Here is a 23,221-nt window from a genome sequence, read left to right on the forward strand (position 1 = left end):
TCAATAAGAAATGTATTTCAATGATATAACATAAAAAACTCTTTTAGGGCACGTTGAGATATCTGTATAGATCCTTATTTGAGGAAATATACTCAGTGTCCATCATGGGCATATTGTTGTGATAAGTTGGTCCTTGATGCGATGAAGGGATTCATCGCGTCCTAATAAAATAAGAACATCCAAAACACCTGGTGATGTTGCACATCCTGTAAGAGCTGCGCGAAGTGGTTGGGCGATAGATCCAAATTTGAGATTCTGTGTTTGTACATAAGAGCGAAGTGTTTCATCTAGAGTTTTTGTATCCCAAGAGGGGCAAGCTTTCAGAGCAAGATAAAGATCGTTTAAAATGGTTCGTCCATTTTTATCTAAGAGTATTTGAGCTTTTTCATTAAGTTGTAAAGGTCGTTGCGTAAAAATGAAGGAGGCATTGTCAATCAGTTCGCACAGTGTTTTTGAACGTTCTTTCAAATGCGGGATTGCTTTTAAAAATTGAACACGGCGTTTTTCATCAAGTCTTTCAATAATTTGTGCTCCCCTATCGGTTTCTGGTAGAATATTAAGAGCGGCATCAAAAAGTTCTTGATCATTACTCATACGCATATAGTGTCCGTTGATGGAATCGAGTTTTTTGAGATCAAAACGAGCAGCACCTTTGTTAATATCCTCAATATCAAACCAAGAAATCATATCTTTAAGTGACATCAGTTCGTCATCACCATGACTCCAACCTAAACGGACAAGGTAATTGCGCAAAGCAGCAGGAAGATATCCCATTGTTCGGTAGGCATCAACACCGAGCGCACCATGTCGCTTTGATAATTTTGCACCGTTTTCACCATGGATAAGAGGAATATGGGCCATAACAGGAATGTCCCACCCCATTGCTTTAAAGATAATCGTTTGTCGGGCTGCGTTGGTAAGATGATCGTCACCACGTATAATATGTGTGATGCCCATATCATGATCATCAACGACAACAGCATGCATATAGGTAGGCGAACCATCAGAACGTAAAATAATAAAGTCATCGAGATCTTTATTAGGAAAACGGACATCACCTTGAACACGGTCATGTATGATCGTTTCTCCATCTTGAGGGGCTTTGATGCGAATAACAGGCTTAACACCTTTAGGAGCTTCAGAACTATCACGGTCCCGCCAACGTCCATCATAACGGGGTGGGCGCCTTTCTGTACGGGCTTTTTCACGCATTTCAGCTAACTCCTCAGGTGAAGCATAACAATAATATGCTTTGCCATTCTTGACCAACTGTTCAGCGATTTGGCGGTGACGTTCTGCACGTTCGAATTGCGAAATAGGGGCGCCATCATAACTAAGACCCATCCAGTGCAAGCCATCTATAATGGCTTTTACAGCTGCTTCTGTTGAACGCTCTCGGTCTGTATCTTCAATTCGTAAAAGCATTTTTCCACCGGTATGTTTTGCATAAAGCCAATTAAAAAGAGCAGTACGAGCACCACCAATGTGAAGGAAGCCAGTGGGTGAAGGGGCAAAACGAGTAATAACAGACACGAATATTTTCCTTTAAACTAAGATATTACTTATGGAATTTTATAGAAAAGTCATGTTAGCATAAGTGATGGGGCGTGCAATAGCCGTATTGCGAGTTAAAGTGGGGGACTGATGTTTTATAAAAGTAAAGAGGGTTTATCCGAAAAATCTGTTACAGAAAGAAAAAAGCCATGTCAGATAGGGCAGAGTGTTTTTTCTAGGTATGATGATGCAAAGAACGGTAGCTATAATCAACAAAAACTTTTTTTATTGACACTCTTAAAAGAAGTAATCATTTTTTTTCGCAAATGGTTAGAAGATTGTATTAATAAAGAAGTTTCTTTTGGTATCCTTTTTTCGCTGATTTTAGTCTTTTTTGCCCTAGGAATCATTTTCTATTTTCATTTAGAGTGGGAACCAAGTTGGGGACAATTGGGGGCGTTGGTCAGTATTTTTCTGGGAATATTCTATGTTGCACGTTTTTATCGAAAAATATGGATTCCCGTGGGGTTTCTGTTTTGTATTATATTGGGTGTTTTAGCGGCAAAAATAGAAACGTGGCGTATTGCAACACCCATGCTAAGCAGTGACATTGTCACTACATTGACGGGAAGAATTGTTTCTATTGAGTCAGGTGCCAAAGGAGGATTTCGTTTAGTTTTGGATATTTTGAATACAGAAAATCCCGTATTACGCCATAGTCTTCATCGTGTTCGTTTATCGGCAAGATATTTGCCATCTGGCTTAGCGATTGGTGATGGATTGCATGGAAAAGTTAAGATTCGTGCATTCTCTGGGCCGGTGCGTCCAGGAGGCTACGATTTTAGTTTTCATAATTATTTTAAAAGAATTGGAGCACAAGGCGTTTATTTAGGAAAACCAAGAAAAATATCCGTTTCGCAGCCTGATGGAATATTCGCTATCATTCTACAGAAAATTGAAAATTTACGCACGAAGATGACACAAAGAATCCGTATAGCCCTTGAAGGAGAAAAGGGGAGTGTTGCAGCTGCCCTCATAACAGGGCAGCGTGCTGGTATTTCAAATGAGACAAATGAAGCATTACGTACAGCTGGATTAGCTCATATTTTATCAATATCAGGTTTACATATGGCGTTGTTAAGCTGCATAGTTCTTTTGAGTATCCGTAGTTTTTTAGCATTTTTTCCAGTTTTTTCTTCCTATTATTCCAGTAAAAAATTTGCTGCTATCGTTGCTTTTATGATAACAGCTTTTTATTTGTTATTGTCGGGCTTAGCAATATCAGCGCAAAGAAGTTTTGTGATGATTGCTGTTATGTTGGTTGCTATATTGTGTAATCGCTCTGCTATAACAATGCGTAATTTTTCCATTGCAGGGTTGATAACTCTAGCGATGACACCCCATGAAATATTAGGTCCTAGCTTTCAAATGTCCTTTTCTGCGACTGCTGCTTTGATCGCTTTTTTTGATTGGTGGAGTGGAAGGTCATTTTTTCGTAAAAGAAAAACAACTCCCTCTTATGTTGGAGGAGGAGTGATAAATTTTGTTTTCTTATCGATGCTTTCAACATGTGCTTCTTCCTTTGTTGCAGGGAGTGCAAGTGGAATTTATGCTGCTTATCATTTTTCTAATATGGCATCGTTGAGCATTATCAGTAATGCTTTTGCTTTGCCTGTCATCTCAATTTTTGTCATTCCCTTTGGATTAATCGCAGTTCTTGCAATGTTAGGAGGATTCGAATGGCTTCCTCTTCAAATTATGGGTTTTGGAGTTGATCTTGTAATAAAGATTGCACATGCTATCAAGGCTATTTCTCCTGATTTGAATCCTGGTTTTATGCCGTTATCAGCGTTAGTTTTATTGAGTATAGGCTTGGTTGGACTGACTTTTTGCAAAACACCCATCCGGCTCTTTTTTAGTTTGTTTATTTTGGCAGGTATTTCTATTTGTGTAATGCATTCACCTGTACAACTGATTATAGCAGATAATATGCGTCTCGTGGGCGTTATCCATGATAAAAAGTTATATATTGATCGTTACCATATTTCTAAGTTCACGACATCCATATGGAAAAAGTCATTTCGTGTGAAGGAAACGATTAAACCAACAAAATATGGTCCTTCGTTGCACGGACAATTTATTTGTGATTATCATGTATGTACATCTTTATTGGATAATGGATTAAAAGTGATCGTTTTACAGAGAGAAACAGGTCAATGTGTAGAGGCAGATATTCTCATTCAGACATTTGTGATGCATAATCCAACTTGTTACAAGAAGGCAAAAACAATATTTATACCTCAACAATTGTTATCACGAGGAAGCGTTATGATGACCAAAGGTGGAGATATTATTTGGTCTTCGCTAGGGTTTCATAGACCATGGAATATGCACAGACAGCGTTCATAAAAACATATAATCAGTCATATTTTGCTTCACATTTGGATAATGACAAAACAAAAAATAACAGAAGACTTTTCTCATAATATTTTACGGTATTTAAATTGGTAAGTTTATCAACGTCATTGAAATGAGATAATAATCTACAGTTTTCTAGAAATAGATGATTTTTTATATCTGATCATTTTAATTTTTTCAAAAAAATTGATATGTGCATTTTTGTGCATCCTATTGATAGCACAAAATAAATCAAAAATTCTTATTGAATGAGAAAAATGCTAACAAATATTCTCAAAGAAATAAAAAAGATAATTGTTGATTATTCTATTTTATTCTTATCATATATTTCTATAACGAGTAACATCTCTTCAAGCAAAAGATGATGGTCAATTTAAATAGATTGCGTCAAGAGGTTATCTTTTATTATCATTATTATCGGTGGTAATAGGGGTGATTAATGCTGCTTATACGGATAGAAGGCAAAGTCATTCATGAATGTTCAGCAGTTAAAAAAAATGGCAGCTATTAAAGCGCTTGAGTTTGTGGAAGATGGTATGCGGCTTGGAATCGGATCTGGTTCGACAGTCAATGAATTTATTCGTCTTCTAGGTGAGCGTGTTGCGGATGGTTTGCGGGTGACTGGTGTTGCTACTTCAAAATATTCTGAACAACTCTGTCATAAGTTTGGAGTGCCTGTTAGCACTTTAGAACAAATACCTGAGCTGGATCTTGATATTGACGGAGCAGATGAAATTGGTCCTGAGATGATGCTCATTAAAGGGGGAGGGGGAGCATTGTTGTATGAAAAAATTGTAGCGTCGGCATCTCGTGCAATGCTTGTCATTGCGGATGAAACAAAGGTGGTAAAAAGACTTGGTGCTTTTGCACTACCAATTGAAGTTAATCCATTTGGTATCCACACAACATGCAGAGCCATTGAAAAAGTTGCTGATGATTTAGGGCTTTCTGGAAAAATTGCATTGCGAATGAATGGAAAAAATCCTTTTGAAACAGATGGTGGCCATTTTATTCTTGATGCATTTTGGGGCTGCATTTTGCAACCAAAACCATTATCGGATGCACTTCTTGCTATTCCTGGTGTTGTTGAGCATGGACTTTTTTTGGGGTTGGCTTCACGTGCAATTGTCGCTATGGCTGATGGTCAAACAAAAATTTTAGAATCTTTTGATTTTAGAGAAGACAGTTTCATGACGATATGTTAGCACAGTAAAAAAGGGTCTTAAAGATTTTAGGTAGAATAACGAATTAAAATTATAATTAGCGATCGGGGTAATCATTAAATGAAAATAATATTTTCTTTTCAGCGTTTTGTCGTATATTTGGGTGTAGTTGTCGTTTTTGTTGTGAATATTGGAATGGCTTATGCACAAGGTGTGAGCGATCAACATTTAGATTCAGCTAGAAAAGCTATAAGTGCCATTCACGCAACGGATCAGTTTGATAGTTTTTTACCAAATGCGGTAGAAGATCTTAAAACTGTACTGATGAGGGATGATCCAAACTTGGCAGCGGATATTTCTGATATTGTTGATAAGCAGGCGCTTGCTTTAATTAAAAGGCGCTCTGATCTAGAAAAAGAGATTGCTCATGTATATGCAAAATATTTTACTCAAAAAGAGCTTGATGCAATAACAACATTTTATAATTCTGATACCGGTAAAAAGTTTTTGACAGAAGTTCCCAATATCGCACGTGATTCTTACTCAGCATTTGATATATGGCGTACTGCTTTTATGCAGGATCTTGTAGAAAATGTGAGAAAAGAGATGTCTGAAACACTTAATTTGAATAATTCTACGATGCCTACAAATGTGCCTATAAAATCAGAATCTTCAGGAAATAAAAAATAGCTTGATTGATATCATGACAACCAATGGGCAATTTCTGATTTTTAAAATAGCGGCGGTTTTCCCGCCGTTTTAAATATTTTAATGAGAATAAGTCCTTTTAGAATGCTGCTTTATAAAAAAGGCTTCTTCAAAAGAAAAAAAGACTTTCATTTGATAATAAAAGATCTTAGCCTACTCTTGCAGATGTATAAGAAGGAATAATTCGTGGGCTCTTTTGACTTTGATTTATTTGTTATTGGAAGTGGTTCTGGTGGAGTGCGTGCAGCACGGCTTGCTGGAGGTCTTGGCAAGCGGGTCGCTATAGCAGAGGAATATCGTATAGGGGGCACTTGTGTTATTCGTGGCTGTGTTCCCAAAAAACTTTATGTTTATGCATCACAATATGTAAAAGAATTTAAGAAAAGTGTTGGTTTTGGGTGGAAATATGCGGATCCAATTTTTAGTTGGGAAAAGTTGGTTGCAGCTAAAAATAAAGAAATATCAAGGTTAGAAGGGCTGTATCGTAAGGGATTAGAGAATAACAATGTGCATATTTATGAAAGTCGTGCTACTTTTGTAGATGATCACACATTAGAGCTTTCTGCCACGGGTGAGCGGGTCAGTGCAGAAAAAATTTTGATTGCAACAGGGGCAAAAGTTGCACCAAATACGTCCATAGAAGGCGGTGGATTTTGCCTCACTTCTAATGAGATTTTTGACCTTGATCAACTCCCAAAATCAATAGTCATTGTTGGTGGAGGGTATATTGGTGTTGAATTTGCTAATATTTTTCATGAATTAGGTGTAAAAACAACGCTGCTCCATCGTGGTGATTTAATCCTTCGTGGTTTTGATCATGATTTGCGGCAATTGCTCAGCGATGAAATGACTGAAAAAGGGATTTCTATTCTCTATGGTGTAACAATTTCTAAAGTGCAGGCTGCAGAAAATTGTTATGAAGTTATTTTATCAAATGGGAAAATAATCAGAGCCGATCAGATTATGTTGGCTACGGGGCGTGTACCAAATACAATGGGTTTAAGACTTGAGCGGGCAGGTGTTAAGGTGAATGAATTTGGTGCAGTTGTTGTTGATGAGAAAATGACAACAAATATCCCCCATATTTGGGCTGTTGGTGATGTAACAGGTCATATTCAATTAACACCTGTTGCGATTCATGATGCAATGTGTTTTGTTAAGACAGCATTTGAGAATATTCCAACAACACCTGATTATGATTTAATTACAACAGCAGTTTTTTCACAGCCAGAGATTGGAACGGTTGGTCTTTCAGAAGAGGAGGCGGTAAAGCGTTATAAGCGTCTTGAAATTTATCGTACAGTTTTTCGTCCTATGCGTAATGTTCTTTCTGGTAGTTCAGAGAAAATGCTTATGAAACTCATTGTTGATGGTGAAAGCCGTATTGTTGTGGGCGCTCATATTTTAGGGGAAAACGCTGGTGAGATGGCACAGCTTATTGGGATAGCTCTCAAAGGAAAGCTGACGAAGGATATCTTTGATGAAACGATGGCAGTGCATCCAACGATGGCAGAAGAATTGGTAACGATGTATAAACCAAGTTATATATATGAAAATGGGAAGAAAATAGAAAGTTAAACAGCATATATTGCGGTAAAAAGCTTTTGATATGCCAATCTGTAAGATTAATCTTTAGAGAGAGTGTAATGATAAAAGAATGGGCACCTGACTCTTGGAGAACAAGGCCAATTAAACAAGTTCCGACTTATCCGGATAAGTCTATGTTAGAAGATGTTGAACGAAAACTGAGAAGTTACCCTCCTTTAGTTTTTGCCGGTGAAGCACGTGATTTAAAAAATGAATTAGCAGCTGTTGCAAAAGGACAAGCTTTTTTATTGCAAGGTGGTGATTGTGCCGAAAGCTTTGCAGAACATGAAGCTGATAATATCCGTGATTTTTTTCGTGTATTTTTGCAAATGGCGATTGTTTTGACCTTTGGTAGTTCTAAACCGGTTGTTAAAATTGGTCGTATTGCTGGTCAATTTGCAAAGCCTCGCTCTTCTGATATTGAAAGAAAAGAGGGAGTTGAATTTCCTGCTTATCGTGGGGATATTATTAATGGCATTGAATTTGAAGCAGGTTCTCGTATTCCAGATCCGCAACGGATGTCTATGGCTTATCGCCAATCTGCGGCAACACTTAATCTATTGCGTGCTTTTTCACAAGGTGGCTATGCTAATTTAGAAAATGTTCACACATGGATGTTGAGTTTTGTTTCTAACAGTCCGCAGGGAGAACGTTATGAATTATTGGCAGAGCGTATTTCTGAAGCAATTGATTTTATGCGTTCTATAGGGATTACATCCAAAACACATTCTTCATTGCGTGAAACATCTTTTTATACCAGTCATGAAGCACTGTTGCTTGGTTATGAAGAGGCTTTGACTCGGATTGATTCAACTTCAGGAAATTGGTATGCAACATCTGGTCATATGTTATGGATTGGTGACCGTACGCGTCAGATTGACCATGCTCACGTTGAATATTGTCGCGGCATTAAGAATCCTATAGGATTAAAATGTGGTCCTTCCATTGAGTCTGATGAGCTTTTAAAATTAATTGATATTTTAAATCCTGGAAACGAGCTGGGGCGGCTTACTCTCATTACGCGCTTTGGTTATGATAAAGTTGAAAGTTATCTGCCTAAACTCATCCGTGCCGTTGAACGCGAGAAGCGTGCGGTTATATGGTCATGTGATCCAATGCATGGCAATACAATTACTGCCAATGGTTATAAGACGCGTCCCTTTGATTATGTTTTAAAAGAAGTAGAGAATTTTTTTGCAGTGCATCGTGGAGAGGGAACTTATCCAGGAGGCATTCATATTGAGATGACAGGTCGTGATGTTACTGAATGTACAGGAGGGGCACATGCCATTTCTGTGGACGATTTATCTGATCGTTATCATACGCAATGTGATCCACGGTTAAATGCAGATCAAGCGTTAGAATTGGCTTTTCTTGTTGCTGAACTCCTTAAAAAAAATCGCGTGACTGACTCGTTAGCAATTGCTGCTGGGGGGTAGCAAAAATTTGCCTAATATTTTTTTAGGTCATTATGGCAGAAGAGAATTTTTAAAAATGATATTTCCGATGATGAAGAATAAAGATGATGAAGAATAAAGTTGTGGTTACTAAACTGATGAAATGATACAAAGGCTTATGAAAAATAATTTTCGGGTATCAATTGCTCAATTAAATCCTATTGTCGGTGATATTGAGGGGAATTTTTCTTTAGCTGTCATGGCGCATCAAAAGGCCAAAGAAGAGGGGGCAGATCTTGTTTTATTCACGGAACTTTTTATAAGCGCTTATTCGCCGGAAGATCTTGTTCTAAAACCTGCTTTTACAAAAACATGTGAAGAGACTGTTGAGAAATTAGCAAAGATAACCGTAGGCGGACCAGGAATTGTCATTGGACTTCCATTAAGACGCAATGGCAATATTTACAACGGTGTCATGCTTCTTGATGAAGGGCGAGTCATTGCCGAAAGTTTGAAGTTTGATTTACCTAATTATGCTGAATTTGATGAAAAGCGTTTATTTTCTTCAGGACCACGACCTAAGCCTCTTATCTATCGTGGGGTAGGACTAGGAATAGTGATTTGTGAAGATATTTGGAATGATTCTTCACTTTGTGCGGAGCTTGGTAATAAAGGAGCGGAAATTATTCTTGTCCTTAACGGATCTCCCTACTATCGTAATAAAACCTTAAAACGTATAGATGTTGTTCATACGCAAGCCCTACGATCTGGGGTGCCAATTATTTATGCTAATCAAGTTGGTGGTCAAGATGAGCTCGTTTTTGATGGCGGGTCTTTTGCCTTGAATGGACAAGGCAAAAAGATATTTCAAATGAAACACTTTGATAGCCATATTGCTTTAAGCCATTGGCAAAAAACAACGACGGGATGGCACTGTATTTCAGGTCCTAAAGAAAGTCTTCTCAATGGATTAGCGGCCGATTATCAAGCTTGTGTTTTAGGGTTGAAAGATTACGTTAATAAAAACGGCTTTAAGGATGTTATTCTTGGTCTTTCAGGAGGAATTGATTCAGCCCTGTGTACAGCAATGGCGGTGGATGCTCTTGGTGCTGAGAGGGTTCGCACCATTATGATGCCCTATCATTATACTTCGCAAGAATCATTAAAAGATGCCAAAGAATGTGCTGATCTTTTGGGATGTTGTTATGAAATCATACCGATTGCACAACCTGTTGAGGCTTTTTTAAAGACAATGGCACCTGTTTTTTCAGGGTTATCCTCTGACGTCACAGAAGAAAATCTTCAAAGTCGTATACGCGGTACACTTTTAATGGCGCTTTCAAATAAATTCGGCTCAATGGTGGTAACGACAGGCAATAAGTCAGAAATGGCTGTGGGATATGCAACATTGTATGGGGATATGAATGGCGGGTTTAATCCTCTTAAAGATATTTATAAAATGCAGGTTTATGCATTAGCTGAGTGGCGCAATAAAAATCACTTGCACAATTTGAGAGGACCAGAAGGAATTGTAATTCCATCCAATATTATAGAAAAAGCGCCTTCTGCAGAGCTGCGGGAAAATCAAAAAGATGAAGATTCACTTCCACCTTATCCTATTCTAGATGATATTTTGCAATCTCTTGTAGAAAATGACATGAGTATTGGTGATATTGTTCAACGTGGGTATTCACGGGAAATTGTTGAGAAAATTGAACAGCTTCTTTATAGTGCTGAATATAAAAGGCGACAATCTGCACCCGGTGTAAAAATCAGTTACAAGAATTTCGGACGCGATCGTCGCTATCCTATAGTCAATCATTTTCGCGATAAAAATTGAGTATTATGTTATGGTTAAAGTTCGTTTTGCTCCCTCTCCAACAGGTTATATTCATATTGGCAATATCCGTATTGCGCTTTTCAATTGGCTTTATGCGCAAGCGCATAAAGGAGAATTTATTTTGCGCTATGATGATACAGATGTTGAACGTTCTAAACAAGAATATATTGATGCTATTGCTGTTGATCTTGAATGGTTTGGTATTCAACCAGATTCAATTTATTACCAATCTAAGCGATTTAATCGATATGATGAAGTTGCAGAAATTCTCAAACAACGCGGGCTTCTTTATCCCTGTTATGAGACTGCAGAAGAATTAGAGCGGCGTCGTAAAATCCAGCTTTCACGCAAATTGCCTCCTATTTATAACCGTGCAGCATTAAAATTGACAGCAGAAGAGAAAAAAAACTTTGAATCTCAAGGTCGTAAACCCCATTGGCGTTTTCTTCTTCCTAATTTTGAAAGTGATCCTTTACAAACAAAGCGAACAGAAGTTTGCTGGAATGATGCAATAAAGGGAAAGCAGACGATTGATTTGGCTTCTCTTTCAGATCCTGTTCTTATTCGTGAAGATGGAAGCTATCTTTATACATTGCCGTCTATTGTTGATGATGTAGATATGGCTATTACGCATATTATTCGTGGGGATGATCATATTACAAATACAGGCGCTCAAATTGCTCTTTTTAAAGCTCTTAATGCAGAATTACCGGTTTTTGCTCATACCAATTTATTGGCGACAGTTTTAGGAAAAGGATTTTCAAAACGTAATAATGATCTTTCTATTCGTTCTCTACGGGAAAAAGGATTTGAATCTATAGCTGTTCAATGCCTTGCCGTTTTGATTGGGACATCACAAAATGTACATCCCTATCCCCATCAAGCAGCGCTTTTAGAGCATTTTAATTTACAAGATACATCAAAATCGGTTGCAAAATTTGATATTGCTGATCTTCTTTCTTTGAATAGTCATCTTGTCCATGAACTAAGTTATGAGGACGTTAAAATGCGCCTTAAAAAACTTTCTATTGAGGGAGATAAGGCGGAATATTTCTGGAACGCGATAAGACGCAATATTGATAAAGTCAATGATGCTGTTTTGTGGTGGAAAATCATTCATGATGAACAGAATTTTGATACAGTGGCACTAGAGGATCGTGTATTTGTGCGTCAATCACTCGATTTCTTACCTGAAGGTGCTTTGAATGAGGAAAGTTGGAAAATTTGGACAACAGCATTAAAAGAAAAAACAGGTCGGAAAGGAAAGTTCTTATTTATGCCATTACGTCAAGCACTTACGGGCATGGATCATGGACCTGAAATGGGAAAGCTTTTGCAGCTTTTAGGGCGTGAAAAGGTAATAGAAAGACTCTCTAAGAAATAAGAGAAACTTTTAAAAGGCATCTTTTATTTACTTTATGCTTACAGAGAGTAAAGGACGAGTCTATCTACGCGTCTTTATGAGCATGAATGCAGGAATATCATCACCAAATCCAAGGGGCGTGTAATTCTTATTTTTTCGTGAGCGTTGTTGCTCAGATGGCTTCTCCTTATTATTTGCATTTTTGATATATTCTGTTTTATTCTCTTCTACAGATTTTTTAGTGTGAGCAACAGGCTCTTTTGGAGCAGTTTTCTTTGATGATTTTGAAGATTTTTTCTTTACAACAATATCTTCTGTTTGAGCATCGGCTATTAAAGTTGAAAGATCTCCATTGAGCCATTCAATTTTTTCATTACTCATTTCCTCGATGGCATTGATATATTTTTGATCAGCTTTTGTAACGATTGTAAAGGCTTTTCCGCTGCGATTTGCACGCCCTGTACGACCAATTCGATGGATATAGTCTTCAGCATGTGTCGGAACATCATAGTTAAATACATGACTTACAGCTGGAATATCGAGACCGCGGGCAGCAACATCAGAAGCAACAAGAAGTGTAAGTTTATTATTTTTAAAATCAGCTAGGGTGTTCATGCGCGAATATTGGTCCATATCTCCATGAAGTGCCCCTACATTAAAGTTATGTTTGATGAGCGATCTAAAAAGTTCAGAGATATCTCTCTTTCGATTACAGAAAATGATTGCATTTTGAAGCTCTGCACCTTCATTTTGGATCAGCTCTCGTAAAACCGCTCTTTTATCCCATGATTTATTTCCAGATTTGACAAGCCGTTGTGTAATTGTGGTAGCTGTTGAGGAAGCTTTTGTAACTTCAACAGATACAGGAGAATGTAAAAATTGTTTCGTTAGCTTTGTAATTTCTGGCGCCATTGTTGCAGAAAAGAACAAAGTTTGACGCGTAAAAGGGGTTAGTTTACAGATGCGTTCAATATCAGGAATAAAGCCCATATCCAACATGCGATCAGCTTCATCAATCACAAGGATTTCAACGCCCATCAGGAGCAGTTTACCGCGCTCGCAATGATCAAGAAGGCGCCCTGGTGTTGCTATAAGAACATCAGCTCCCCGTTCAAGTTTGCGATCTTGGAGTTCAAAAGAAACGCCACCAATCAAAAGAGCAACATTTAAACGATGATTTATGCCGTATTTATCGAAATTTTCTTCAACTTGAGCTGCAATTTCTCTTGTTGGTTCTAAGATAAGCGTACGGGGCATGCGTGCTCTTGCACGACCTTTTTCAAGGAGAGTGAGCATAGGCAATACGAAAGAGGCGGTTTTACCTGTTCCCGTTTGGGCGATTCCTAAAACGTCTTTTCTTTGAAGGACATGCGGAATTGTTTCACTTTGAATAGGAGTCGGAGATGTATACCCCGCTGATTTCACCGCATTAATAACCTTTGCGGAAAGACCTAAATCATCAAAACTGTTTAAAGATGGTATCATTTTTTTATCAACTGCTCTGTGATTTTAACTGCGCTATCTAAATGATGATTATAACCAATATTCTACACTCTTTAAAAGTGTTAAGATGTTTTCACAAAAAAACTAACTATAACAATCATATACATATAAAACGCATAATACAATCATTAATAGCGAAATTGTTCTGATAAAATGCGCTCATCCCATGAATGATTTGAGTCAAAAAGGATTGAAGCTGTTACTTCTGTTGCCATTGAAATAGTAACTGAATGAACAGATTTAACTTCAATATTATCTGCAGCAGCGTTTACAGGGCGTTTGTCAGGTTCAAGCATATCAAAGCGCACTGTTACTGTATCGGGAAGCAAAGCTCCATGCCAACGCCGAGGGCGAAAAGGGCTAACGGGAGTGAGGGCCATAAGGGGAGCCATAAGAGGTAAGATAGGTCCTTGTGCTGATAAATTATAGGCGGTTGATCCAGCTGGTGTAGCGACGAGGACACCATCACAACTTAATTGTTCCATGCGTACGTTGTTATCAATGGTGATGCGAATTTTTGCCGCTTGATAAGATTGCCGAAAGAGGGATACTTCATTAATTGCAAGCGCCTCGATAGAATCTTGACATTCAGATTTTGCAATCATGCGCAGGGGATGGATTTCTTTTTTATGTGCGGCAGCAATACGATTGGGCAATTTTTTTTCATGAAATTCATTCATAAGAAATCCTACAGAACCTTGATTCATACCATAAATAGGTTTGCCTGTGTTCATGACATCTCGTACGGTTTGTAACATTGTCCCATCACCACCGATTGCAACAACAATATCAGTTTCTTCCAGAGAAGAATGACCATAAACGGAAATTAATTTATGGGTAGCTTTGATAGCCTCCTCAGTTTCTGCGGAAATAAAATGAAAGCGACTTGGTAATGTAGCCATTTAAAAATTATCCTGATACTTATAATTTATGTTGTAACTTATTTTTGAGAGTTTTGAAGTTGTAATAAAAGCTCTTTTTATAATAAAAAGAGCATTGAATAAAGAGAAGTTATTTCAAGGTAAAGTATCATTAAAAAGTAAAAGGAATGCGTCGTTAGATAAATTACAAACGAGTAATTTTTTTATTAGAATGATAATTTAGCATTGAAGCTAAGAGTATGATTAGTTAAAAGACCATAACTGATTTTAATAATCAGTGTGAAGCACCCGTAGCTCAGCTGGATAGAGCGCTGCCCTCCGAAGGCAGAGGTCACAGATTCGAATTCTGTCGGGTGCACCAAATTCTTCAACTTCATATCATCCTAAATAACAATATTACCTAAAAAAAAGCCAATTTCCTCTTTTATGAAAATGGTCATTTGAGTTGTTTATTAAGTTTTGTAGCGAATAAGCAAATAATTTCAAGAGAAGTAAAATTTACGGCTGCGTATATAATTTTTCGGTTAGTCATTTTGAATATCGAGATAAAAAAGCAAGATTATCTAAATATGCTTTCAATTTAACTATAAACATTTATAACATAAAAATACATATTAATTCAATATGTTATTGTACAACTGATCTGACGATGTTGACAGTAGATCGCTAAATATATTGTTTTGAGCATTAAAATAGATAGCTAAATTTGCTTTTATTCTATTTTTGGAGTTAAAGGCTGTTATGGTGATATGGAACGCGGATGAGGAATATCACCAATTAAAGGAATAATAAGGGGGAAAAAACAACCGTCAAGATTTGAATTGTTTCAAAATGCTGTATTTGATATGGTTATCTGGTAATTTCTCTATACACCAATATTGCCAGTTATGTTGGATGAGGGATTGTTTAGCTTTAATCAACTTTCTTATATACCGAACGCTAATTATGGTGGTTATTTAGTTGGGAGTATGTTCTTTACATTTGGCAGAATTGGGATTATATCTCTTGCTCCTCGCATACTATCTTGTGCAGCTATAGTAATGAGTGCACTTATTATTTTCATGGCATTAACACTTAGTCCTTTTGATCCGTTTTGTTGCTGGTGAATGATGGTTTTGGGTTCTATGATGGTCATGCAGCATAGCCATAATGGGCGGATTATTTCTTCGCTTTAGGCAGGTGTAGGAGTTGGTATTCTCCTAGGTAATGAATATGTTATTATTAGCTTGAATATGACAACTATATCAAAAAATACCTCCGTTATTTCTTCCATTGCAAATGAAACCGCTCCTGTTAATCAGAAAAAAACATCCAAAATATGAATAGATCAATTAAATGGATTTCGTGACTGGTCATGTATATATATATTATCGCATTCGTGCTTTAAAAGATTTTGGTGATGTAAAAAAGGCGGTCTAGATGCTTTTATTGAAAATGAAAGAGCAATCTCTCTCATAATGGCAATTGCTGGGTTGCTGATAATGCCGTGTTGTAACATCTAGTCGTGTTTATGAAAATACAAGGGGCTATGGCAATACTGCCATTGGTGGCTATGTCTATGGCAATACCCTTATATGTGATAAAACCTATGTGTATTTTGGTGCTCATGTTTATGACAATGCTCATCTTTTTTATAACGGTTGAGTTTATCATTATGCGTGGGTTTATGGGAATGAAAAATTATCCGGTAGTGCACGTATTCATAGCAATGCCGCGGTTTATGATCATGCGGTTGTTAGGCAAGGTTTACGGCAATGCTAGCATGGGGTATCATACTGATGGGTATAGCTCTGTTTATGGCAATGCAAGAATAAAAAGACATAGCGATTTATATTCGGTTCCCATAAATTGTGAGGTTTATGAAAGTGATGATGTTATCAAGATTGATGAACAGAATAAATGACAGACGTGGAGAGTGCTTCTTTGATGGTTATAAACGCATCATAAAAGAAAGCCGTGCCAATTGATATAACGCTGCTTTTAAATAGAGGTACTACAGATCATACAAAAGAAATCAATAATGAATGCATATATACAAAACGTATCATATTGCAAACGCTCTATTCTATTGATTAAAACTGATCAATAGGAACGTAAATGACAGGTATAATATTTAATCACTCATTTGAATTACAGAATCTATAAACACTTTTGTATGGCTATAAAACGTATTAAGAATAACGCTCGCATTTTTGAAGTGGTCATTTGACACAAAGTACATTATCAAAATGTCTCAACGCTTGGTAGGTTCATATCAAGACAATCAAGAGAAAATGCGTATTAAGTGAATATTTGTAACAAAACCCGTTGTTTAAATTTACAAGCATTGGTTTTAAAAGCAGCTTTTCAGAAGACAATAAACAACCGCTTTTTATAAAATCTAAGGCTTTTAAACTGTTATAAAACCTAGGTTTCAAACGTTTTTATAGAGATATCATTTTGTGTCTCTAAACGTTTAAACGTTCATTTAGTGAGGTTCTCATAAGCGTATTTTTACTTTGCATTTAAACTTAACTTCTCTGCAAATAAGCCGGTCCATATTTGGGCTGGCAAAATTAATCAGCCCAAATTTGAGCTCGTTAACTTTAGAGTAGAGCAGTCTTTAATATTGTCGCTTTTAACTCAAAATTGAGTAAAACACCATGCCTTTGTAATATGATTGCCATCCTTTTGAAATTTATCTACTTATCTTTGTCTTAATAAGTATCCTCAAATTTGAGGGGACGTCATTTGGTTTCGTATTTTTAAACTGTAACTTTTAAAACGTTTTTTGCTTGTTTGCCTGCGTTATATCATTAAAAATCTTTTGATTTCTACGACATAACATTATCAATTTCATTACCTGTTGTGATGATAATATCTATATGATGTCGGCTTATTATTGACTAACTTTTTAGTAAGCGCCGCTTTAAAATCGACTTGTCTTTAAATCCTTTTATGTGCCCTTAATGAATTAAAACCTATTCTATGATAGTTTCAAATGATTATTTCTTTTAAGGTTTAGCTCAAAAAAAGAGTAAACCCCATACCATTCTTTAAACGCATGCAATTTATGTTATCGATAATTTCAAACGATTACGTTTTTAATAATGCGATTTGTGTGTGATAAAAACGTATCATAAAATTTATGAACTGTTATGAATGATAGCTGCGTTCACTTCATTTGAATGTTTACATGCGTTATAACATTTGCATCATGATTTGCGTTTTATGGTCTATCCATACATGGTAATTGTTTATGAAAAATGGTTAATTAAATCACGTATAAAAGTGTAGATTTTAAATGGGATTCATATAAAATAATTGCATTCAAACTATTGACTTTATTATATTTTTTTATGAATAAGATTCCATCTCGTTTAGACGTTGCAAAAGAAATCACCAAAGACCTTATTGATAAGATTCTTCTCTTACACGGCGTTATCACTTTTGTTTGCAAAAATCTGCTTCGCTTTTGACTTTTGATATGGATACAACCTCTTTTGAGGTAGAGCAAAGAATTTTTTAATCATGGAGAGTGCAACAGTGTTCTTCAAAAATCTTGATTGGTTTGTTGAAAAAATTAAAGAGGTAGATAATTATTCAGCATGTTATCAACTACCAGATTGTGAAGTACAAATTCTTTATAATGACGCAATTATCAAAGGTTATCCGTAAGTTGATGTTGGAGTTTCGATTAGTACTGGTATTTTAGCTGCTGCCTATGGTAATTGATCCCTATTAATTCTCAGCACTTACAAGATCTACAACTTGATTTTTATAAAAAGGGGTTGAGAGTTTGTGAAGAAGAAATATATGCGGATTGGTTGGAATTAAGCGGGATTATGTCTTGAAATAGGCGATAGAAAAAATTGATCTTCATAAATGCTTTTATTCCAGATATGGAGCACCACCTTGGCGATAGAGTGAAGTTGGAGGGCACATAAAGGTTATCAAGGTAGATGATGCAGATTATAGCTTACTTCATATTGGTGCACTAGCTTTATTGGGTGATGTTGCAACCTTACAATCTTATTACCAAATTTTCAGTACAGAGGATCATTTAGGCTTTGATGAAAATACCTAACAGATTCATTTTGAACGTGCATTGGCTTTAGTCAAAGAAGTAGTCAAATCTAAGCAACTCAGCTACGCTTTCATTGCAAAAGTAGTAAAAAATATGAACCATCTGGAAGAAAAACAAAGTTCTTAATAAGAGCTTTCCAGAGAGGTGGAGTTTCATTCTTGGAAGGAAAAAAATAGCTAAATTTATCGAAACAAAAGCTAAGGAATAGTTCCTTAAGAAATATCAAGAAGATCTAAAAAGATTATAGGAGCCAGAGTCTGGTTTAAAGATGCCATCATCAGTTGAGTTAACTCAACAATGGTGGAGTTTTATCCATTGGCGGAAATCTGATGTTTGAAAGAGGCTTTCTTGATGTGAAGGTAATATTGTAATAAATAATTATTATAAATCAATATGTTGTATATATTCATTGTTTTGAGGTTAATGACCATTGACAAATAATTTTGCACCATTTTCTCTCTTCCAGCTTTTCGTCAATCATCAATGAAAATTTTTTATAATGGAAAGTTCATTGATAATATAACTTTTGTATGTCATTACTTTACGCTTAAAAAAAATATAAAAATAATGAAATGCAATTGAGTTATCAACTGCTTATTCTTTTCAATTTTTAATCATAAAAAAATCTTTTTATTCATTTTGCTTATAAAAAGAATTAGCTTTTTTCTGGTGATACAAGTGGAGAAATAAGGATTTTAGATATGTTTCGGCGTTCCATTTCAATCACTTTAAAGTGTAAACCATCAGTTTCAAAGCTTTCTCCCTCATTTGGTAAATGACCAAACTGCCAAAGCATAAAGCCTGCCAGAGTCGTATAACGATCTGCTTCATCCACAAGGTTACGCCCAAGATAACCACTTAAACGGCGGATATCAGCATATCCCTCAACAAGAAGACTGCCATTTTCAAGTTGTTCTGCGATCATGAGTTCTTCATCGTCATCAGGAAAGTCTCCTGCAATAGCTTCGAGAATATCGGTTGGTGTTGCAATTCCTTCAAAAGATCCATGCTCATCAACAATAATTGCAAGCTGAATCGAAGAATGACGTAATTGCTCCATCAATCGTAAAACACTTGTATTTTCATGAACAACGAGGGGTTCTCGCATAGCTTTTTTCCAATTAATCTTTTTCCCCTCAGCCAAATTCAAAAGAAGATCTTTTGTCAATGCAACGCCAACAAATTCATCCACTTTTTCACGCGCAAGAATTAAGCGGCTATGTTTAACCTTTTGTAATTCTTCACGCATTTCATTTTCATCAGCATTTAAATCTAACCACTCAATCTCATTACGCGGCGACATGATAGAGCGAACAGGGCGATCAGCTAAATCGAGAACACCACGAATCATCTCCTTTTCTTCTGGTCTAAACAATTCAGAAGCTGCGGCCTGTTCAGCAATAACATCTACAGTCTCAGCAAGGTGACTATCTTTGCTTCCTCCTCCTAAGAGCCTCAAAACAGCATCAGCTGTTCTACTGCGTAGATCATTCGTTTTAATCATTTTTTCACGGTTACGACGTCCAATTTGATTAAAAGCTTCGATAAGAACAGAAAAACCAATAGCAGCATACAAATACCCTTTTGGAATATGAAAACCAAATCCTTCAACAATGAGAGTAAAACCAATCATCATCAAAAAACCAAGACAAAGGATTACAATAGTGGGATGACGATTAATAAAACGCATAAGAGCACCAGATCCGCACATCATTACTCCCATAGCAGCTATGACTGCGATATACATAACTGCTGCCTGCTCTTTTGCAATCATACCTGTTGCGGTAATAATACTGTCTAGTGAAAAAACGGCATCCAGCACCACGACTTGGACGATTACTTGCCAAAAAACAGCATAACCAACGCCTGTTTTTCTTTCATGTGATACTCCTTCTAACCTTTCATGTAATTCTAGCGTTCCCTTTGCGAGCAAAAAGGCTCCACCACCGATTAAAATAAAGCTATGCCAACTAAATACAAAAGATGAAAGTGAAAGAATTACTCTATCGAGTCTCATAACCCATCCAATAACGGTAAGAAGAAAAAGCCGCATAATTAATGCTAAAGTAAGACCTATAAAGCGTGCGCGGTCACGCAAATGCAGTGGCAATTTTTCAGCTAAAATTGCAATAAAGATAAGGTTATCTATTCCTAAAACAATTTCGAGAAAAACCAGCGTGATCAAACCAAACCACGCATGGGGATCAGTGATCCATTCCATCATTCCTTACCTTTTAGAAGCTTAAAAGCGCGCGATTGACAAAAAAAATTCATAGGCTTTTGTTCGTATATTGGATCATGAACATTGAATGTAAAAAACTTATATTCAAAGAAAAAAACAGCACAATATTGCTTGAATGCATGTGATTTTTGATAAAACAAAATGATGCCCCATCCCGCTTACAACCACAAGAAGGTTCATCTAATTTTCGCTCGGGCATTATGCTCGATAATCCTCTAACTATAGGTTCTGTATAACAATCAGAACATTTATTTATAAAGCTTCCTATAATGGGTTTATTTTTATATAAGATCAAGTGGTGAATATCATATTTTTAACCTTACAGACAATGAGTTTATATAACAAACAACAAAATATCTGGACATCTATCCTTAGGAGCGTTATAGAAACGCTCATTCTCGTCTTTTGAGAAGCTTATGGGTGATTAGCTCAGTCGGTAGAGCAGCTGACTCTTAATCAGCGGGTCGTGGGTTCGATCCCCTCATCACCCACCATTTTATTTTATACCGTAAATAACTTATTGATTGCGTAATTTTTTTTAAGGTACGAGTTGCTAAATAAAATTGGGCAGTAGGATTTCCCCATATCTGTTTGTTTAAAAGTGAAGATTGTTGATATAGCTTAGTCATCGGTGTTTGTACTTTTTAGGGGACTCAAAGAACTTCCAAAGGACATTTAAAGATCTTTTAATGCGTATTGTTTCTTTTTTTAAGTTGCAATTGGTAAGGAGAAGCCTCTTACCGACAATTGTGTTATTTAAAGGGGTATAAAAATCAACAGTTTTCACTGCTTTTAATATAAATTGATTAAATTTTTTTGGATTTTTAGCATATTGTTTAAAGACAGAAGAAACTTTACACTTTAGTTGTGTCAGCAGCATGGATATTTTTTGATAACTCTCCCGCTTAAACAAAAAACTTCTGTACTAATCATCAGTATTCCAAGAGGGTAAATCAAGATAAAATAAAGTAGTTAGCTGGACATACAAGTAATAAAATTAGATCAGTTTAATTGTTTAAAGCTAATACCTGTTAAACGAAAGACAATAAACTTTAATGAGGCTTAAAGTTTTAAAATATTAAGCTGTGTGGTTACGCTATGCTGTCTTTCCGTTAGCTAAACCTCTAAAAATATAAATATTAAGAAAGCCACTCAGATTCATTATAATATATTGATTTATAAAGAATTGATTATTCTTTATTAAAAAAAACTTTACTATCATAAACTTCTTTTGTTTCAATCCCTCTTATAATGAATTAATTAAAATCATTCATTTTTGCATCATAAATGGGATTAACGTGTGGATAAAGACTATTGAAGAAAGGCATAAAAATAATTCTTATTAATGTTCTTAAGTGCTAAAAGTTATCATAACATTGGAAAAATAGTATAATGGCGCAGGCTTGCTCTTTTATTAAGTATAAAGATGATGGTGCAACAATAGCTTTACTATTATACCATTTATGGGTATTGTTGTGTAATGGAGAAGAGCGTTGAAAGAGGTTTCTTAAAAAAGATATGTAAATTGGCAACACGATGGTGTTTTGTTCTTTTATAGGTACATAAAAAAAGAAGTCATTGATAGCCTTTTATTTATTCAGGTGGTGTTTTGGGGGCTCTTTTCCAATATTGTTGCGCCTCAAAAATGACGACCACAAATAATGAAAGGATGAGCGGTATAATCAAATAAAACATTCTAAAGACAATAAGTGCTGCAATAACATCGGTTGGATTTATATTGGGCATGCCTGTTATGAAAAGAGCTTCAAGAACTCCTACTCCTCCTGCTGGAGCATTAGAGAGAAGAGTTATCGTAAAAGACGCTAGGAAAACACCAAGAACAGAGATAAAATGAATATCTGCGTTATGTGGGAGAACAGCATATATAATTCCTGCTGCTCCTAAAAGCTCTAGAGGGCTAATGAGAAGCTGTTGAATAACAATTTTCAGTCGTGGATAGGAAAGTTGAATTTTCTTCCCCAAGCGTAAGGGCTTTAACTGAAGCCAGCTGCCAAACGTATAAAGTGCTATACAGCTGAGTAAAATTGCTCCAGCCGTTGTTCCGAGCCATTCAGGAAGTTCTTTATGAATGAGGGTGATAATTTCGGGTTGCAGCACCAAAACGATTCCCAAAAGTAAGATTGTGCCGATTACAAAAGTAAAAGAGCAAAAACCTACTAATATTGCGATTTCTGTTCCGTTTAATCCTTTCATTTTATAGGCGCGATAGCGTACAACGGCACCAGAAAAAACTGAAGCACCGATATTGTGTGAAAGAGCGTAGGTTGTAAATGAACATATAGCGATAAAAATCCAAGAAATTTTATGGCCTAGATGTTGCAAGGCAATTCGATCATATCCAGCAAGAGCAGCATAAGCTAGGAGAGAACATAAACAGGCTAATAACCAGTGCTGTGCATTTAAATTGCTCAAGCGCTCCAATACATCCCCAAATGAAATGGCAGAGAGCTTCATGTAAAGAATTCGAATAGATACCAGCATTGCTAAGATACCAATCAATGGCCATATAAATTGCTTTATTTTCACGATTCTGTATCC

14 protein-coding genes, 2 tRNA genes and 1 pseudogene are annotated in these 23,221 nt (G+C 36.3%); 12 read left to right on the forward strand and 5 right to left on the reverse strand.

The window, feature by feature from the left end; translation table 11 throughout:
* Positions 1-102: 102 nt before the first annotated feature.
* Entirely contained in the window at positions 103-1,533 is a 1,431-nt protein-coding gene (gene gltX, locus ACFIL2_RS07580; protein WP_375680278.1) for a glutamate--tRNA ligase, read from the reverse strand.
* A 111-nt stretch (positions 1,534-1,644) separates the two neighbouring features.
* Between gltX (ACFIL2_RS07580) and ACFIL2_RS07585 the strand changes: the two genes are divergently transcribed.
* The 7 genes from ACFIL2_RS07585 (at position 1,645) to gltX (ACFIL2_RS07615) (ending at position 11,991) form a co-directional block, all read left to right on the forward strand.
* Positions 1,645-3,903, forward strand: coding sequence for a ComEC/Rec2 family competence protein (locus tag ACFIL2_RS07585; protein WP_375632796.1), 2,259 nt, complete (start codon positions 1,645-1,647; stop codon positions 3,901-3,903).
* A 482-nt stretch (positions 3,904-4,385) separates the two neighbouring features.
* A complete protein-coding gene (gene rpiA / locus ACFIL2_RS07590) occupies positions 4,386-5,117 on the forward strand; it encodes a ribose-5-phosphate isomerase RpiA (RefSeq protein ID WP_375618356.1) in 732 nt (243 codons plus the stop codon).
* Positions 5,118-5,195: 78 nt separating this feature from the next.
* The gene (locus tag ACFIL2_RS07595; RefSeq protein WP_375632798.1) at positions 5,196-5,765 is read left to right on the forward strand and encodes a DUF2059 domain-containing protein; all 570 of its coding nucleotides are present in this window, start codon (positions 5,196-5,198) and stop codon (positions 5,763-5,765) included.
* Between the two features lie 204 nt (positions 5,766-5,969).
* Complete coding sequence (gene gor, locus ACFIL2_RS07600; RefSeq protein ID WP_375632800.1) at positions 5,970-7,361, forward strand: glutathione-disulfide reductase; 1,392 nt, start codon at positions 5,970-5,972, stop codon at positions 7,359-7,361.
* Between the two features lie 68 nt (positions 7,362-7,429).
* The gene (locus ACFIL2_RS07605; RefSeq protein ID WP_375639758.1) at positions 7,430-8,809 is read left to right on the forward strand and encodes a class II 3-deoxy-7-phosphoheptulonate synthase; all 1,380 of its coding nucleotides are present in this window, start codon (positions 7,430-7,432) and stop codon (positions 8,807-8,809) included.
* Positions 8,810-8,945: 136 nt separating this feature from the next.
* The gene (locus tag ACFIL2_RS07610; protein WP_375639760.1) at positions 8,946-10,607 is read left to right on the forward strand and encodes an NAD+ synthase; all 1,662 of its coding nucleotides are present in this window, start codon (positions 8,946-8,948) and stop codon (positions 10,605-10,607) included.
* Positions 10,608-10,617: 10 nt separating this feature from the next.
* Complete coding sequence (gene gltX, locus ACFIL2_RS07615; RefSeq protein ID WP_375632804.1) at positions 10,618-11,991, forward strand: glutamate--tRNA ligase; 1,374 nt, start codon at positions 10,618-10,620, stop codon at positions 11,989-11,991.
* A 60-nt stretch (positions 11,992-12,051) separates the two neighbouring features.
* Here the strand turns inward: gltX (ACFIL2_RS07615) and ACFIL2_RS07620 are convergent, their stop codons facing one another.
* Positions 12,052-13,455 carry a DEAD/DEAH box helicase gene (locus ACFIL2_RS07620; RefSeq protein WP_375632806.1) on the reverse strand — a complete coding sequence of 468 codons (1,404 nt, stop codon included), beginning with the start codon at positions 13,453-13,455 and terminating at the stop codon, positions 12,052-12,054.
* A gap of 146 nt (positions 13,456-13,601) precedes the next feature.
* Positions 13,602-14,375 carry an NAD kinase gene (locus ACFIL2_RS07625; RefSeq protein ID WP_375612145.1) on the reverse strand — a complete coding sequence of 258 codons (774 nt, stop codon included), beginning with the start codon at positions 14,373-14,375 and terminating at the stop codon, positions 13,602-13,604.
* 263 nt (positions 14,376-14,638) lie between these two features.
* Here ACFIL2_RS07625 and ACFIL2_RS07630 point away from each other — a divergent pair.
* The 4 genes and pseudogenes from ACFIL2_RS07630 (at position 14,639) to ACFIL2_RS07645 (ending at position 18,420) form a co-directional block, all read left to right on the forward strand.
* Positions 14,639-14,715 (forward strand) — tRNA-Arg (locus tag ACFIL2_RS07630).
* A gap of 526 nt (positions 14,716-15,241) precedes the next feature.
* On the forward strand, positions 15,242-15,460 hold the full coding sequence (locus tag ACFIL2_RS07635) for a YbfB/YjiJ family MFS transporter (RefSeq protein WP_375632810.1): 219 nt from the start codon (positions 15,242-15,244) through the stop codon (positions 15,458-15,460).
* Between the two features lie 229 nt (positions 15,461-15,689).
* A pseudogene (locus tag ACFIL2_RS07640) lies at positions 15,690-16,257 on the forward strand (hypothetical protein).
* A 2,064-nt stretch (positions 16,258-18,321) separates the two neighbouring features.
* Positions 18,322-18,420, forward strand: coding sequence for a hypothetical protein (locus ACFIL2_RS07645; RefSeq protein WP_375632822.1), 99 nt, complete (start codon positions 18,322-18,324; stop codon positions 18,418-18,420).
* A 655-nt stretch (positions 18,421-19,075) separates the two neighbouring features.
* On the opposite strand, the gene ACFIL2_RS07650 is transcribed toward ACFIL2_RS07645, so the two are convergent.
* Positions 19,076-20,644 carry a TerC family protein gene (locus tag ACFIL2_RS07650; RefSeq protein WP_375612149.1) on the reverse strand — a complete coding sequence of 523 codons (1,569 nt, stop codon included), beginning with the start codon at positions 20,642-20,644 and terminating at the stop codon, positions 19,076-19,078.
* 436 nt (positions 20,645-21,080) lie between these two features.
* On the opposite strand from ACFIL2_RS07650, the gene ACFIL2_RS07655 reads away from it, so the two are divergent.
* A tRNA-Lys gene (locus ACFIL2_RS07655) sits at positions 21,081-21,156 on the forward strand.
* A gap of 1,099 nt (positions 21,157-22,255) precedes the next feature.
* Here the strand turns inward: ACFIL2_RS07655 and ACFIL2_RS07660 are convergent.
* A complete protein-coding gene (locus tag ACFIL2_RS07660) occupies positions 22,256-23,209 on the reverse strand; it encodes a YbhN family protein (RefSeq protein WP_375613484.1) in 954 nt (317 codons plus the stop codon).
* Between the last annotated feature and the right edge of the window lie 12 nt (positions 23,210-23,221).

The sequence above is a fragment of the Bartonella sp. AP30XZML genome (assembly GCF_042195945.1).
Classification (GTDB): domain Bacteria; phylum Pseudomonadota; class Alphaproteobacteria; order Rhizobiales; family Rhizobiaceae; genus Bartonella.